The 14,327-nt window shown below is 70.3% G+C and carries 17 protein-coding genes; 12 read left to right on the top strand and 5 right to left on the bottom strand.

Going from position 1 to position 14,327, the window contains the following annotated elements; translation table 11 throughout:
• Window positions 1–136: 136 nt before the first annotated feature.
• Both K8F61_RS10165 and K8F61_RS10160 read right to left on the bottom strand, forming a co-directional pair.
• Entirely contained in the window at window positions 137–808 is a 672-nt protein-coding gene (locus K8F61_RS10165; RefSeq protein ID WP_067246661.1) for a potassium channel family protein, read from the bottom strand.
• Between the two features lie 126 nt (window positions 809–934).
• Window positions 935–2,365, bottom strand: coding sequence for a TrkH family potassium uptake protein (locus tag K8F61_RS10160; RefSeq protein WP_219085328.1), 1,431 nt, complete (start codon window positions 2,363–2,365; stop codon window positions 935–937).
• A 77-nt stretch (window positions 2,366–2,442) separates the two neighbouring features.
• Between K8F61_RS10160 and K8F61_RS10155 the strand changes: the two genes are divergently transcribed.
• Window positions 2,443–2,859, top strand: a complete 417-nt coding sequence (locus tag K8F61_RS10155; RefSeq protein ID WP_067246663.1) for an ArsR/SmtB family transcription factor — start codon at window positions 2,443–2,445, stop codon at window positions 2,857–2,859.
• 39 nt (window positions 2,860–2,898) lie between these two features.
• Here K8F61_RS10155 and K8F61_RS10150 read toward each other — a convergent pair whose 3' ends face one another.
• Together K8F61_RS10150 and K8F61_RS10145 are read right to left on the bottom strand one after the other, a co-directional pair.
• Window positions 2,899–3,720, bottom strand: coding sequence for an ABC transporter permease (locus tag K8F61_RS10150; protein WP_231818911.1), 822 nt, complete (start codon window positions 3,718–3,720; stop codon window positions 2,899–2,901).
• Window positions 3,717–4,628: an ATP-binding cassette domain-containing protein gene (locus K8F61_RS10145; RefSeq protein ID WP_231818910.1), complete on the bottom strand. Its 912-nt coding sequence runs from the start codon at window positions 4,626–4,628 to the stop codon at window positions 3,717–3,719. Before K8F61_RS10145 ends, K8F61_RS10150 begins: the two co-directional genes overlap by 4 nt.
• An 82-nt stretch (window positions 4,629–4,710) precedes the next feature.
• Between K8F61_RS10145 and K8F61_RS10140 the strand changes: the two genes are divergently transcribed.
• The 9 genes from K8F61_RS10140 (at window position 4,711) to K8F61_RS10100 (ending at window position 9,766) form a co-directional block, all read left to right on the top strand.
• Window positions 4,711–5,700: a TetR/AcrR family transcriptional regulator C-terminal domain-containing protein gene (locus tag K8F61_RS10140; RefSeq protein ID WP_231818909.1), complete on the top strand. Its 990-nt coding sequence runs from the start codon at window positions 4,711–4,713 to the stop codon at window positions 5,698–5,700.
• A gap of 101 nt (window positions 5,701–5,801) precedes the next feature.
• Complete coding sequence (locus K8F61_RS10135; RefSeq protein WP_067246676.1) at window positions 5,802–5,993, top strand: helix-turn-helix domain-containing protein; 192 nt, start codon at window positions 5,802–5,804, stop codon at window positions 5,991–5,993.
• A gap of 126 nt (window positions 5,994–6,119) precedes the next feature.
• A complete protein-coding gene (locus tag K8F61_RS10130; protein ID WP_003792170.1) occupies window positions 6,120–6,218 on the top strand; it encodes a 30S ribosomal protein bS22 in 99 nt (32 codons plus the stop codon).
• A 120-nt stretch (window positions 6,219–6,338) separates the two neighbouring features.
• Complete coding sequence (locus tag K8F61_RS10125; RefSeq protein WP_067246680.1) at window positions 6,339–6,641, top strand: rhodanese-like domain-containing protein; 303 nt, start codon at window positions 6,339–6,341, stop codon at window positions 6,639–6,641.
• Window positions 6,638–6,913, top strand: coding sequence for a glutaredoxin family protein (locus tag K8F61_RS10120; RefSeq protein WP_219087046.1), 276 nt, complete (start codon window positions 6,638–6,640; stop codon window positions 6,911–6,913). The genes K8F61_RS10125 and K8F61_RS10120 overlap by 4 nt, the downstream gene beginning before the upstream one ends.
• Window positions 6,910–7,212 (top strand): Dabb family protein, encoded by a 303-nt coding sequence (locus K8F61_RS10115; protein ID WP_219087045.1) that lies wholly within the window; start codon window positions 6,910–6,912, stop codon window positions 7,210–7,212. The genes K8F61_RS10120 and K8F61_RS10115 overlap by 4 nt, the downstream gene beginning before the upstream one ends.
• Window positions 7,213–7,360: 148 nt before the next feature.
• Window positions 7,361–8,188: a basic amino acid ABC transporter substrate-binding protein gene (locus tag K8F61_RS10110; RefSeq protein ID WP_231818908.1), complete on the top strand. Its 828-nt coding sequence runs from the start codon at window positions 7,361–7,363 to the stop codon at window positions 8,186–8,188.
• A gap of 34 nt (window positions 8,189–8,222) precedes the next feature.
• Window positions 8,223–9,014 carry an amino acid ABC transporter permease gene (locus K8F61_RS10105; RefSeq protein ID WP_067246692.1) on the top strand — a complete coding sequence of 264 codons (792 nt, stop codon included), beginning with the start codon at window positions 8,223–8,225 and terminating at the stop codon, window positions 9,012–9,014.
• On the top strand, window positions 9,011–9,766 hold the full coding sequence (locus tag K8F61_RS10100; protein WP_067246695.1) for an amino acid ABC transporter ATP-binding protein: 756 nt from the start codon (window positions 9,011–9,013) through the stop codon (window positions 9,764–9,766). Before K8F61_RS10105 ends, K8F61_RS10100 begins: the two co-directional genes overlap by 4 nt.
• 57 nt (window positions 9,767–9,823) lie before the next feature.
• On the opposite strand, the gene K8F61_RS10095 is transcribed toward K8F61_RS10100, so the two are convergent.
• Complete coding sequence (locus tag K8F61_RS10095; RefSeq protein WP_067246698.1) at window positions 9,824–10,006, bottom strand: YegP family protein; 183 nt, start codon at window positions 10,004–10,006, stop codon at window positions 9,824–9,826.
• A 218-nt stretch (window positions 10,007–10,224) separates the two neighbouring features.
• On the opposite strand from K8F61_RS10095, the gene K8F61_RS10090 reads away from it, so the two are divergent.
• Window positions 10,225–11,541 (top strand): alpha/beta hydrolase, encoded by a 1,317-nt coding sequence (locus K8F61_RS10090; RefSeq protein WP_231818907.1) that lies wholly within the window; start codon window positions 10,225–10,227, stop codon window positions 11,539–11,541.
• A gap of 73 nt (window positions 11,542–11,614) precedes the next feature.
• Window positions 11,615–14,131 carry a bifunctional lysylphosphatidylglycerol flippase/synthetase MprF gene (locus K8F61_RS10085; RefSeq protein ID WP_231818906.1) on the top strand — a complete coding sequence of 839 codons (2,517 nt, stop codon included), beginning with the start codon at window positions 11,615–11,617 and terminating at the stop codon, window positions 14,129–14,131.
• The last annotated feature ends 196 nt before the right edge of the window (window positions 14,132–14,327 follow it).

The raw sequence follows: 14,327 nt of genomic DNA, 5'->3' as shown, positions 1-14,327 counted from the left end.
ATCCGTGGCGGTTCCGCGCTGCTTCCGACTCTACGCGCGCGCACGCGGCATCGCGCGGTGGCGCGGGGCGGCCCCGGTCGTTGAGCGAGGAGCGGGTCGCGCCGGCGCAGCGCTGTGCGGAGGTGCGGGACCCGGATCAGCGGTCGAGGGCGGCGAAGCGCTCGATGTCGCTGTTCGTGCCGGACACGATGATGAGGTCGTGGTTGGTGACGACCGTGTCGGCCTCCGCGTAGCGGAAGGGCTTGCCCGGGCTCTTCACGCCCACGACGGTGACGTTGTACTTGGAGCGCACCCCGGACTGGTTCAGCCCCACGCCGCGGATGAACTTCGGCGGGTACATCTTGGCCAGGACGAAGTCGTCGTCGAAGCGGATGAAGTCCAGCATCCGGCCGCTCACGAGGTGCGCGACGCGCTCGCCGGCCTCGCGCTCCGGGTAGATGACATGGTTCGCGCCGACGCGGGCGAGGATCTTGCCGTGGGACTGGGACACGGCCTTCGCCCAGATCTGCGGGACCTTGAGGTCCACGAGGTTGGCGGTGATGAGGACGGACGCCTCGATCAGCGATCCGACGGCGACCACGGCGACCTGGAAGTCCTGGGCGCCGATCTGCCGCAGCGCGTCGATGTTGCGCGCATCGGCCTGCACGGTGTGGGTGACGCGCTCCGACCACTTCTGCACCAGCTCCAGGCTGTCGTCGATCGCGAGCACCTCGCGGTCCAGGCGGTCCAGCTCCCCGGCGCACGCTGCTCCGAACCGGCCCAGGCCGATGACGAGCACGGGTGCATCGGTGCGCAGCACTTCAACCATGCCGATTACTCTAACGCCGTCGTTTCCCCCGCCGAGACCCCCTCCGGCCGTCGACACCCCCTCTGGCGCGCGCGGATACGAGGGGGTCTCGGCGGGGAGAGGGGGTTTCGGGGGAGCGACGCGGGATCAGCCGACGATCGGGCGCTCGACGGGGAGGGAGTAGAGCTGCGAACGGCTCGTCGCGGCGACGGCCGCCGCGAGGGTGACCGTGCCGACGCGTCCCATGAAGATCGTGGCCGCCATGATGTAGCTCGCGCCGTCCGGAAGGCTCGCGGTCACCCCGGTCGACAGCCCGACCGTGCCGAACGCCGAGATCACGTCGAAGAGCACCTCGACGACCGGCTCCTTGGTGATCTGCGCGATGGCGATCGTGGAGACGGCGACGATCGTCGCCCCCCACGCCACGACGCTCAGCGCCACGCGCTGGACGTCGCTCGGGATCCGCCGGCCGAACGCCTCGACGGACGGGCGTCCCTTCGCCTCCGACCACACGGCGAGGGCGAGCACGGCGAGGGTGGTGACCTTGATGCCGCCGGCCGTGGACGCCGATCCTCCTCCGACGAACATCAGCATGGACGCGGCGAGCAGGGAGGAGCCGTTGAGGTCGGCCTGGTCGATCACGGAGAAGCCGCCCGACCGGGTCATCGCCGACTGGAAGAAGGCCTGGAACGTCGTGTCCGCGGCGTCCATGGATCCGAAGGTCCGCGGGTTGTCGTACTCCAGGAGGAGGAACACGCCCGCCCCGATGATGAAGAGCAGGACCGTCGTGATCAGGGTCAGCTTGGTGTGCAGCGACCACTTCTTCACGTGCCAGAGGTGCCGGGTCAGGGTGTAGATCACCGGGAACCCGATGCTCCCCAGGAACACGCCGACCATGAGCAGGCTCAGGACGAGGTAGTCGTCGGCGAAGGGCGCGAGCCCGCCCGGGTTCGGGGTGAACCCGGTGTTGGTGAACGCCATGGCGGCGTAGAACGGGGCCTCCCACAGCGCCGAGATCGGATCGACGCCGGCCATGAGCAGCGACGGGTACAGCAGCACCATGAGCCCGGCCTCGATGACGAGCGCCGAGATCGCGACCGTGCGCAGCAGCTGGCCGACCTCGCCGAGCCGGACGGTCTGGCTCTCGTTGACCGGGCCGCCGTGCGCGCGCATCGGGTTCGTGTCTCCGGCCGCGATGAGCTTGGCGCGCAGGCCCAGGCGCTTCGAGATCACCAGGCCCATGACGGAGGCGAGGGTCAGCACGCCCAGTCCGCCGATGTTGACGCCGACGAACACGACGGCGTGGCCGAACGGGGACCAGTGGGTGGCCATGTCCACGGTCGACAGGCCCGTCACGCAGATCGTGGAGACGGCGGTGAACAGGGCGTCGGCGAGCGGGGTGACCGTCCGGTCCGCGCTCGCGATCGGCAGCGACAGGAGCCCGGTGAACAGCAGGATGAGGGAGGAGAAGACGACGATCGCGAAGCGCGAGGGAGAGGACGTCGTGAGGTCCTTGCCCACGCGGACCACGTCGCGCAGGTTCGCGCCGAGCGATCGCGGCTGTCCGCTGCGCGCCATGTCCCCCCGTCCTTCCGGTGACTCCCCGCGGAGCCCTCGTCATGGTACTCCGCCCGTGTCGCGGCTACCCTGATGTCATGACCGACATCTTCGACGTGATCTCGGACGGCACGCGGCGGGACATCCTCCAGCTCCTGCTCCGACGCTCCGCCGAAGGGGATGCCGGCACCAGCGTGACCCAGATCGTCAGCGAGCTGGGGATCAGCCAGCCCACCGTGTCGAAGCACCTCAAGGTCCTTCGTGACAGCGAGCTCGTCACGGTGCGCGAGGACGGTCAGCGCCGCTTCTACAGCCTGTCGGTCGGCCCCCTCGAGGAGGTCGACGACTGGCTCGTCCCGTTCCTCGTCGACGCGTACGGGGATTCCGCTCCCGACCTCTCCGGAGTCGTCCCGCCCCTGCCGGGCGGGGCCGCCCAGGCGGCGGAGGCCGTCGGCCGCGCGGCGGCGTCCGCCAAGCACGTCGTGCAGACCGCGCTCAAGCGCCTGGGCGCCTGAGCGCGGCCGTTCCTGCACACACGGCCGGCGGGTGATCGGTCAGCGGCGTCCGGCCTTGCGCCGGTAGAGCCAGGACCCCCAGGCGGCGGCGACGGCGAGGATCACCACGCACCAGCCGATGGCCCACCACTGCTGTCCCTCGAGAGGGGTCCCGAGCAGGAGTGCGCGGACGGTGTCGATGATCGGCGTGAGCGGCTGGTGCGCCGCGACCGGCTGCAGCCAGGAGGGCATCGACTCGACGTGCACGAATCCGCTCGACAGGTAGGGCAGGAACAGGAGCACGAAGCCGTATCCGTTGGCGCCCTCGGGGCTGCGGGCGGCCAGTCCGATCGCGGCGAACAGGTAGGTCAGGGCGAGGATGTACAGCGCCAGCAGCCCGGCGACGGCGATCCAGGCGCCCAGGTCCGCATGCGGACGGAAGCCCACGAGCAGGCCGACGCCGATGACGACGGCGGTCGCGACGAGGTTGCGCACGAGGCTCCCGATCACGTGCCCGGTCAGCACCGCGCTCGCTCTCAACGGCATGGTGCGGAAGCGATCGATGATGCCGTTCTTCATGTCCGCCGCGACGGAGACGGCGGTCGTGGCGGCGCCGAAGCCCGCGCAGGTGAGGATGATCCCGGGGACCACGTAGTTGACGTACTGGCCGCCCGGGTCGATCTCGCCGCCGAAGACCCACGTGAACATCAGCATGAGCATCACCGGCAGCAGGATCGCCATGAGGACGGACTCTCCGTCGCGGAGCGAGTGGCGAAGGCTCCGGCCGACGAACACCGCTTCGGGCGTGGCACCGCGCAACCGCGGCCGCGGCGCGGAGGAGGGGACGAGCGGGGTGTCGGGGGTGAGGGCGGCGGTGCTCATGCGGACTCCTTCAGGAGGCTGGGCCCGGCGGCCGCGGGGCGGGCGCCAGGGACGGTGGTGAGGGCGAGGAAGACGTCGTCGAGCGTGGGACGCCGGAGGGAGACGATGCCGTCGACCTGATGGGCGGCGAGCTCGTCCAGCGCCCGGCGAAGGCCCTCGATCGAGCCGTCGGTGGCGAGCTCGCGCAGGAGCGTGCCGTCGGGGCCGTGCACCTGGACCGACTCCGCGCCGACGCGCTCCTTCAGCTCGGCGGCGGTGCCGAGGGCCGCGATGCGCCCCTGGTCGATGACCGCGATGCGGTCGGCGAGCTCGTCGGCCTCCTCCAGATACTGGGTGGTCAGGAACACGGTGGTGCCCGCGGCGGCCACGGCGCGGATGACGTCCCAGAGCTCGCGGCGGCTGCGGGTGTCCAACCCGGTGGTCGGCTCGTCGAGGAAGAGCACCTCCGGGGTCGTGACGAAGCTGAGCGCGAGGTCGAGCCGGCGGCGCATCCCCCCGGAGAACGTGCCGACCCGGCGGGTCGCCGCGTCCTGGAGACCGAAGCGACCCAGGAGCTCGGCCGCGCGCTGGCGGGCATCGCCGCGCCCGAGGCCGGCCAGGCGAGCGAAGAGCACGACGTTCTCGGCGGCGGTGAGGGCGTCGTCGACGGCGGCGGCCTGGCCGGTGAGGCTGATCCGCCGCTGCACCTCCACGGGCTGCGCGACGACGTCGTGCGCGGCGACCTCGGCCGAGCCCCCGTCCGGGTGGACGAGCGTCGTGAGGATGTTGATGGTGGTGGTCTTCCCGGCGCCGTTCGCGCCGAGCAGCGCGAAGATCTCGCCGCGTCGCACGGTGAGGTCGATGCCGTCGAGGACGGTGAGAGTGCCGAACCGCTTGCGCAGGCCCTGCACATGGATGGCGGGACGCATCGCGTCTCCCTTCTGTGTATGGATGAAACTGTTTATGAGCGTAACACACTGTTTATGCAATACACAGGCCTAGACTGAGGGCATGTCCAGCGAGTCCGACGCCGTCCCCTCCGATCCGCCCGAGCTGCCGCGCGGGATCGCGCTCGCCTGGGGCATCGCGTCGAACCCCCAACGCGGACCCAAGCGGGAGATGAGCGTGGAGCGGATCGTGGAGACCGCGGTCGCGCTGGCTGACCGGGACGGGCTCGGGGCGGTCTCCATGGCCGCCGTCGCCAAGGAGCTCGGCTTCACGCCGATGTCGCTCTACCGCTACGTCACCGCGAAGGACGACCTCCTGCTCCTGATGCAGGAGGAGGCGACGGGTCTGCCCCCGTCGGATCACGCCGACGCCGACGGCTGGCGCGCGAAGATCGAGGCGCTGCACCGGGCGCAGGTCGGGGTGTACCTGCGCCACACGTGGCTGCTGAGCCTGCCGATCCACGGTTCCCCGGTGACGCCGAACAACGCCGCGTGGATGGACGCCTACCTCACGGCGCTCGCCGACACCCCCCTGACCGCGGACGAGCGGCACGCGACCATGCTCGCGATCCTCGGCCACGCCCGCTGGTACGGGATCGTCACGGCCGGGTACACGGAGGCCGCGCGGGACCAGGGGATCACGGTCGAGGAGGTGGATGCCCGCGAGGCGGCGATCTTCTCCGCGGTGGTCGACGCCGAGGCGTATCCGGCCCTGCGCGCGGCGCTCGACGCCGGCGTCATGCAGTCGACGGCGGATCCGTTCGCCTTCGGGCTGGAGTGCCAGCTCGACGGCATCGAGGAGGCGATGCGCCGCCGGCGCGAGGCGTCGGCGAGCGGGGGCGAGGTCGCGCGGAGGGGGCTTCCGGCGCTGGATTCCGCCGCGGTCCCGCCGGAGCTCCTCGCCGACAAGCGGTACAAGGCGGCGGAGAAGACCGTGCGGGAGGCCGAGAAGGCGCTCCGCGACGCGGAGAAGGCGCTCCGGGCGGCCCGGAAGGCGCAGGGGCAGGCCCGCCGGGAGGCCGAGGAGCGGCTCGGGCGGGCGCGCGCGACGTGATCCGAGGCCGCGCCCGTCCGCGATCACAGCAGTCACTCGGGTTTACACCCGTCGCGGACAGCCCCTAGAGTGTGGGCTACCGGAAGAAGGGGGTACGGGGGATGCCCGAACTGCAGGACGTGCGGTTCCTGACGGTGGCCGAGGTCGCCGAGATCATGCGCGTGTCGAAGATGACGGTCTACCGTCTCGTCCACGCGGGTGAGCTTCCCGCCGTGCGCTTCGGCCGCAGCTACCGCGTGCCCGAGTCGGCGGTGACCGCCGCGCTCCAGCGCCCGATCGCCGACGCGGGCTGAGCCGCCGGACCGTCCCCGCGCCGGCGCTCGTCGCCGCATAGGCTAGGATGGTCCGAGGCATTTTTCCGTGCCCGATCCCGGGTGTCGTCCGCATCGACGCCCAGCCCCTGACATAGTGAGGTTTCCGTGGGTTCTGTCATCAAGAAGCGCCGCAAGCGCATGGCGAAGAAGAAGCACCGCAAGCTGCTTCGCAAGACTCGCCACCAGCGCCGCAACAAGAAGTAAGCGGCACACAGGTAGCGATACCGCCACTGAGCGCCCCCGACGGCTCCGCCGTTCGCCGGGGCGCTTCGTGTGTCCGGGGGCGTCGGAGCCGGCCGCGCACGGGTCTGCGAGAATCGCAGCATGAAGACGATCACGACGGCCGAGCTCGCCGACCGGCTCCAGGAGCCGCTCATCGACGTCCGCGAACGCGACGAGTTCGCCCAGGGGCACATCCCCGGGGCGGTCAACATCCCGATGTCCGAGCTGCGGGACCGTCAGCACGAGCTCCCCGACGGCGCCATGAACGTGGTCTGCCTCGCGGGCGGGCGCTCGGCACGCGTCGTCCAGGCGCTCGAGGCCGAGGGCTACGACATGACCAATGTCGAGGGCGGCACCCAGCAGTGGGTCGCGGAGGGGCGCGAGCTGGAGCACCCGACCGCATGATCCGCGTCGACCTGATCGGCAAGCCGGACTGCCATCTCTGCGAGGTCGCCTCGGACGTGATCGACGTCGTCGTCGCGGACCTCCCCGACGCTCTGGCCGAGAGCATCGAGATCACCGAGCGCTCGATCCTCGACGACAAGGCCCTGTACGACGAGTGGTGGGAGAAGATCCCGGTCGTGCTCATCGACGGCGAGCTGCACGCGCACTGGCGTGTGTCGCCGGACCGGCTTCGGGACGCCCTGACCCTGCGCGCCGAGGAGGCGGCCTCATGACCCTGCGGCACGTCGTGATGTGGCGGATGGCCGCCGAGGACCCGCGGCAGCGCGCCGAGCACGCCGCGGAGGGCGCGCGCCTGCTCGCCGCCCTGGAAGGTGTGATCCCGGAGATCCAGTCCCTCTCCGCCGGACCGAACGCGGCCTATCCGGAGGAGAACTGGGACCTGGTGCTCGTGGCGGACTTCGCCGACCAGGCCGCCCTGGAGCGCTACCAGGTGCACCCCGCGCACCAGGAGGTCGTCGCGTACATCCGTTCCGTGGTCGGCGCGCGCGCCGCCGTCGACATCGCCCTCTGAGCGCCCGGCCGGGTCGCGACCGTTCCGCAACACGATCGTGACCCGCCCGGCTGGGACCGGGGTTCGTGGACACGGATCCTCCGTGTCAAGATGGCATGCACCCCACCCGCACGGGCGGCGATCCCGTCCCTCGACATAGGAGTCGAAAATGTCTCGTCGAACCCCTCTTCTGCTCGGTCTCGCCTTCGCCGCGGCCGCGTCCCTCACCCTCGCCGGCTGCGCGGGCTCCGGCGACGCCCCCTCCGAGGTCCCCGGCGGCACCCCCGCGGCCGGCGACGACTACGGCCTGGTCACGGCCGGGACGCTCACGGTGTGCTCGGACGTGCCGTACCCGCCCTTCGAGGTCGAGGACCCCAGTGCCGAGACGGGATACTCCGGCTTCGACATCGATCTCCTCGGCGCCATCGCCGAGAAGCTGGGCCTGAAGCTCTCCGTGCAGGACGTCGGCTTCGACGCCCTGCAGTCCGGGGTGACCCTGGTCTCCGGCACCTGCGACGTCGGCGCCTCCGCCATGACCATCACCGACGAGCGCAAGGCGAACATCGACTTCTCCGACCCGTACTACGACTCGCTCCAGTCGCTCCTCGTGCGCACCGACTCCGGGATCAAGAGCATCAAGGACCTCGACGGGAAGAACGTCGGCGTCCAGCAGGGCACGACCGGCGAGTCCTACGCGACCGAGAACGCGCCGGGCGCCCAGCTCGTGCAGTACCCCTCGGACGGCGAGCTCTGGCCGGCCATCCAGGCGGGGCAGATCGACGCCATCCTCCAGGACCAGCCCGTCAACCTCGAGCACGAGAAGGCCGACAAGTCGTACAAGATCGTCGAGACCTACAACACCGACGAGCAGTACGGCTTCGCCTTCGCGAAGGGGGAGAAGGAAGCGCTGCTGACCGCCGTCAACGGGGCGCTCAAGGAGCTGCGCGACAGCGGCGAGTACCAGACCATCTACGACTCGTACTTCACGGCGGAGTGAGCGGCCGGGTCGAGACGGACGAGGGTCTTTGACGATGGCGTTGAAACGGACCACCAGAGCGCGGCTGTACCGCCTCGTGATGTACGTGATCTTCTTCGCGGCGATCGCGGGCATCGCGCTCTCGATCAACTGGGGGAAGGCCATCCCCCAGTTCTTCAACCTGGAGGTCGCGGCGAAGCTCTTCCCCGGGATCATCACGGTGGGGCTGCGCAACACGATCCTGTTCACCATCATCGCGTTCACCGGCGGACTGCTGCTGGGCATCCTCTTCGCGCTGATGAAGCTGTCCAGCATCGGGCTGTTCCGCTGGTTCGCCACGGCGTGGATCGAGTTGTTCCGCGGGCTTCCCGCGCTGCTCACGATCTTCTCGGTCGCGTTCATCGTGCCGGTGGTGTTCGGCTGGAAGGTGCCAGGAGGGCCGGTCGGGGCCGGACTGCTGGGCCTCATGCTGGTGGCCTCGGCGTACATCGCCGAGGTGATCCGCGCCGGCATCCAGGCGGTGCCGAAGGGGCAGACCGAGGCGGCGCGCTCCCTGGGCATGTCGCCGCTGAAGACGATGTTCTGGATCATCCTCCCGCAGGGCTTCCGGATCATCATCCCGCCGATGACGAACGAGCTGGTGCTGCTGCTGAAGGACACGTCCCTCGTCTTCATCGCGGGAACCTTCATCTGGTCGAAGGAGCTCACCACGCTCGTGCGCGATGCGAACACCGCCAACGCCAACGCGACGCCTCTGATCGTCGGCGCGCTGCTGTACCTCGTCGTCACGATCCCGCTCACGCGGTACACGGCATGGCTGGAACGACGACTGGCGAGGGAACGATGAGCACGGACCTGATCGACGTCCAGGCGCCCGCGATCGATGTGCGCGGCCTGGTGAAGAGCTTCGGCGACAACGAGGTGCTGAAGGGCATCGACCTCACGGTCACCGCGGGGGAGGTCGTCTGCGTGATCGGGCCCTCCGGATCCGGGAAGTCGACGCTCCTTCGCTCGGTGAACCTGCTGGAGGAGCCGACGGCGGGCAGGATCTTCATCGAGGGGATCGACATCACCGATCCGGAGACGGACATCGACCGGGTGCGCACCCGGATCGGGATGGTGTTCCAGAGCTTCAACCTGTTCCCGCACATGACGGTCCTGGACAACCTGACCATCGCCCAGCGCCGGGTGAAGAAGCGGCCGAAGGCCGAGGCGGAACGGGTCGCGCACGAGATGCTCGGGCGCGTCGGCCTGGAGGAGAAGGCGGCCGCCTACCCGGGCCATCTCTCCGGCGGTCAGCAGCAGCGCGTGGCGATCGCCCGGGCGCTGTGCATGAACCCGGACATGATGCTGTTCGACGAGCCGACGTCGGCACTGGACCCCGAACTGGTGGGCGAGGTGCTGCAGGTCATGCGCACCCTCGCCGACGAGGGGATGACCATGCTGGTGGTGACGCACGAGATGGGGTTCGCCCGCGAGGTCGGATCCCGGCTCATCTTCATGGCCGACGGGAACATCGTCGAGGAGGGCGATCCCCGCGAAGTGATGGCCAACCCGCGGAACCAGCGCACGAAGGACTTCCTCTCGCGCGTGCTCTGAGCCCGGACGACGAAGGGGGTACGGGATGTCCCGTACCCCCTTCGTGGCGCCGAGGGGTCAGCCGTCGACCTCGACGACCTCCGCGTCCGCGGCGTTGCGGCGCACCGAGTCGATGCCGTTCACCGCACCGGACTTGGAGGCGTAGCCCTCGCCGGTGGCGATCACCTCGCCGTTCCCCGCCTTCAGCCGGAACCGCCACTCGCCGTTGCTGCTCTGGTACAGCTCGAACTTGCCCGCCATCGTGCGTCCTCTCGGATCGGATCTCGGTCGGGCGGATCCCCGACTCTGGGCTCACGTTATCCAGCCGCCGGCACGGAGGGGAAGAGCGCCGGGGAGACCGTGCCCCCGCGCCGTCGGCCCGGCGGGATCGTGCGCCGCGCTGAACCGGCATATCGGTGGGTCGGGCACGGCCGATACCATGACGACGAGTCCCGCCCCGGGACCGGAAGCGAGGTGCCATGCCCCCGTGGCTTCTGACGCTCGACGTCGTCGACGGCGTCGTGCCCTGGACCGTGTGGGGGATCACCGCGCTGGTCGTGGTCGTCCTGGTCGCGCGTCGTCCGACGAAGAGCTGGGCGCTGGCCACGGTCATCGGAGCCCTCACCGGCGCGATCCTCGCCACCGCCGCGCTCCTCGTGCTCCGCGCGAGCGGGATCCTGCCGGATCCGCTCCCGGCCGTCGTGGGCTGGGCGATCGGAGGACTCGCCGCGCTGGGGCTCGTCATCGTCTCGATCTTCTTCCGTCCCGCCTGGCGGCGCATCGTCGCCGTCGTCGCGGTGCTGCTGGTGCTGCTGTCCACGGCCATCGGCGTGAACGCGGCGTTCGGCGTGGACCGCACCCTCGGGGACGTCCTGGGCATCTCCACCCTCGACAGGGCCGACCACCTCCCCGGCCCGGGGCCCGAGCCCGTCGTGAGCCCGGCCGTCCCGCTGTACGAGAGCTGGACCCCGCCGGCGGACATGCCGACCACGGGGCAGGTCCTCGAATTGTCCGGGGATCGCGCCATCCCGTCGACGGCGGGCTTCACGCCTCGTCCGGCCTCGATCTATCTGCCGCCGGCCGCCCGGGTCGCGCGGGAGGACATGCCGGCGCTGCCGTTCATGGTCCACATGATGGGAAAGCCGGGCGATCCCAATCCGACGTTCATCAAAGACGCGATGGACGAGCTGGCGGCGAAGAACAAGGGTCTCGCCCCGATCGTGATCGTCGCCGATCAGCTCGGCGACCCGAACCAGAACCCTGCGTGCGCCGACTCGAAGACCTACGGCGGGGTGGACACCTACTTCAACAAGGACATCGTCGAGTACGCCAAGGCGAACCTCAACATCCTCCAGGATCCCGCCTACTGGACCATCAGCGGTTACTCGAACGGGGGAGCGTGCGCGCAGGTGTGGGGTGCGGAGCATCCCGAGATCTGGGGCAACATCGTCAGCATCTCCGGCGAGGAGTTCCAGGGGTCCGAGGAGGTGGACCAGGTGCTCGCCCAGGTGTTCGGCGGCGACAAGGCGGCCTACGAGGCGGCGAAGCCGGCCGCGGTGATGGCGAGGAACGCGGGGAGGTTCGCCGGCCACGCGGCGATCTTCACCGTCGGCACCGAGGACCCCGACTACATCCCCCACGTGCGGGAGGCCGCCGCCACAGCGAAGGCCGCAGGCTTCGACACGACGCTGTTCGAGGTCCCGGGCGCCGACCACGTCCAGAAGGGCCTCCGGCTGGGCATGCCCCTGGCCTACGGCGCCCTCTTCCCGCACATCGGTCTGGCTCCGCCGGGCTGATCCCGCCGTCGCCGGCCGGCTGATCCCGGTCCCGCCGGTTCGTCCCCTCCCGCCCCGCCGAGAAAGGCACACCATGTCGAGCACGGACTCCGCGTCCGCCGCCCCCGCCGCCGCGAAGCGTCCCTCCGGGGTCGTGCGTTACCTGCTCATCCACCCGTTCGCCGTCGCCCTGAGCGTGGTGCTGCTGGCGACGGGAATCGTGTTCGGCACGCTCTGGGGCCAGGCGCCGGTGGAGATGGCGGCGAGCCCGCTCACCACGCTCGACGGGCTGTGGTGGACCCCGGTGACGAGCCTGCTCATCCCGGACTCGGCCGTCGAGGCGGTGCTCACGATCGCCCTGATCCTCACGGTGATGGCGTACGCGGAGCGGCTGCTGGGCAGCATGCGCGCGGTGGTCCTGTTCTTCGTCACGGGCGTGCTCGGCGTCATCGCCGGCATCGGGTTCGAGCTCCTGCTGGGCCAGGGCGACCTGCTGTGGGGGCTGGAGCTCGAGGCCGGGTTCGTCCTGGACCCCGCGGTGGGCGTCGTGGGCGTGATCATGGCGGCCAGCGCCTTCGCGCCCGCGCTGTTCCGCCGCCGGATCCGCGTGATCGGGTTCGCCGTGCTGTTCATGTACGCCCTCTACGCCGGAGACGCGGACAGCGTGTACCGGCTCGCGTCGGCGGCGCTCGGGGTGCTGTGCGGCGTCCTCCTGGCCCGGGACCGCCCGCAGTCCGCCTGGCACCGCAGCTCTTACGGCGAGACGCGCACGATCATCGCGTCGATCGTGGCGGTGACCGGTCTCGGCCCGCTCATCGTGCTGCTCTCGGGTGTGCAGAGCGGTCCGCTCGCGAGCACCGTGGCCGGCTTCCAGGGCGTCGACGGCGATGAGATCTTCGAGCGCTGCGCGACGACCTACACCGCCGCCTGCGACACCGACGTGGCGCGCGCGCTGACCGACGGCCCTGGCGCCTTCCTGCTCAGCCTCATGCCGCTGCTGCTCAGCCTCCTGGCCGCGTGGGGACTGCGCCTGGGCCGCCGTGCCGCCTGGATGCTCGCGATCGCGGTCAATGCGGTGATCGCCGTCGTGACCGCGGTGGGACTGGGGGCCGGTCAGCTGCTCGACGAGAAGACCCGGGCCGTGCTCGGCGTCGAGGACGTCGTGTGGTCGGTGCTGGCCATCCTGATCCCGATCGCCGTGATCGTGCTGCTGCTCATCACCCGTCACCGGTTCGCGGTGCGCGCGCCGAGGTCGGCCGTGCGGCGCTTCGCCGCGCTGGTCGGGGGCGCGTTCGTGATCCTCGCCGGCGGCTACGTCACCGTCATGCTGGCGCTTCCCGACGACGCGTTCATGATCCCGGTCGCGCCCGGCGACGTCATCGTGGACGCCGTGCGCCGCTTCCTCCCCGCGGGTCTGCTGCAGCCGGTGCCGACTCCGGTCGCACCGCTGGAGGGCTTCCCGCTGATCGTGCACCAGTGGGTGGGCGTGCTGTTCTGGATCGTCTTCATCGGCGCCGTCCTGATGCTCTATCGCGCCACCGCCGCGCACCGCGACGCGGACGGCGAGGCGCGGTTCCGGGAGCTGCTGAAGAGCGGGGGCGGCGGGACGCTCGGGTTCATGGGCACCTGGCCCGGCAACGACTACTGGTTCACCCCCGACGGGACGGGCGCCGTCGCCTACCGGGTCATCAACGGCGTCGCCCTGACCATGTCGGATCCCGTGGCCTCCGACGAGCACGCCGAGGCGACCATCCGCGGGTTCGTGGACCACTGCGACCGCCAGGGCTGGACGCCGGTGTTCTACAGCTTCCACGAGAAGCATCTGCCGGTGTTCCAGAGCTTCGGATGGCAGTACATGTCCGTCGGAGAGGAGACCGTCGTCCCCCTCGCCGGGTTCGAGCTCACGGGCAAGCCCTGGGCGAAGGTCCGACAGGCGTACAATAAGGGCGAGCGGGAAGGGATCACCACGCTGTGGTCGACGTGGGACGATCTGCCCGCCGCCGTGGCCGCGGAGATCACGGCCCTCAGCGAGCAGTGGCTGTCCGAGAAGGAGCTGCCGGAGATGGGCTTCACCCTCGGCGGGGTGGAGGAGCTCAAGGATCCGGAGGTCGCGCTGTACCTGGCGTTCGGCAAGGACGGCGGTCTGCAGGCGATCACGAGCTGGCTGCCGAGCTGGCGGGACGGCCGGCTCACCGGCTGGACGATCGACTTCATGCGCCGCGGGGACGAGTCGATGTCCGGGATCATGGAGTTCGTCATCGCGTCCGCCGCCTTCCGGATGAAGGAGGACGGGGTGGAGGTGTTCAGCCTCTCGGGCGCGCCGCTGGCGGAGAAGCCGCTCGCACCGGGGGAGGAAGCGCCCGAGCCGACGGTGATGACGCGCCTGCTCGCGTGGCTCGGCAAGGTCCTGGAGCCGGCGTACGGGTTCACGTCCCTCTTCCGGTTCAAGAGCAAGTTCAACCCCGAGTACCACACGATCTACATGGCGTACGCGGATCCGGCCCAGCTCCCGACGATCGGCCTGGCGATCGGGAAGGCCTATCTGCCCGAGGTCTCGCCGAAGGAGTACCTGGCCCTGGCGAAGACGCTCACGCAGGACACCTCGCACTGACCCGGGCCCCGTCCCGTCCCGTCCCCGTCCCGGTCCCGTCCCCGTCCTGGGGATCGCGAAACCCCCTTTCCCCGTCGAGACCCCCTCCCACGAGCGTGTGCCGGAGGGGGTTTCGACGGAGAAAGGGGGTTTCGGCGTCGGACGACGTCAGGGGTCGACGCCGGTCAGGAGGTCGGGGACGACGTCAGGGGGTCGA

The organism is Microbacterium resistens (genome assembly GCF_021172025.1).
Lineage (GTDB): Bacteria > Actinomycetota > Actinomycetes > Actinomycetales > Microbacteriaceae > Microbacterium > Microbacterium resistens.
This window is presented reverse-complemented; position numbering and strand designations above follow the sequence as displayed.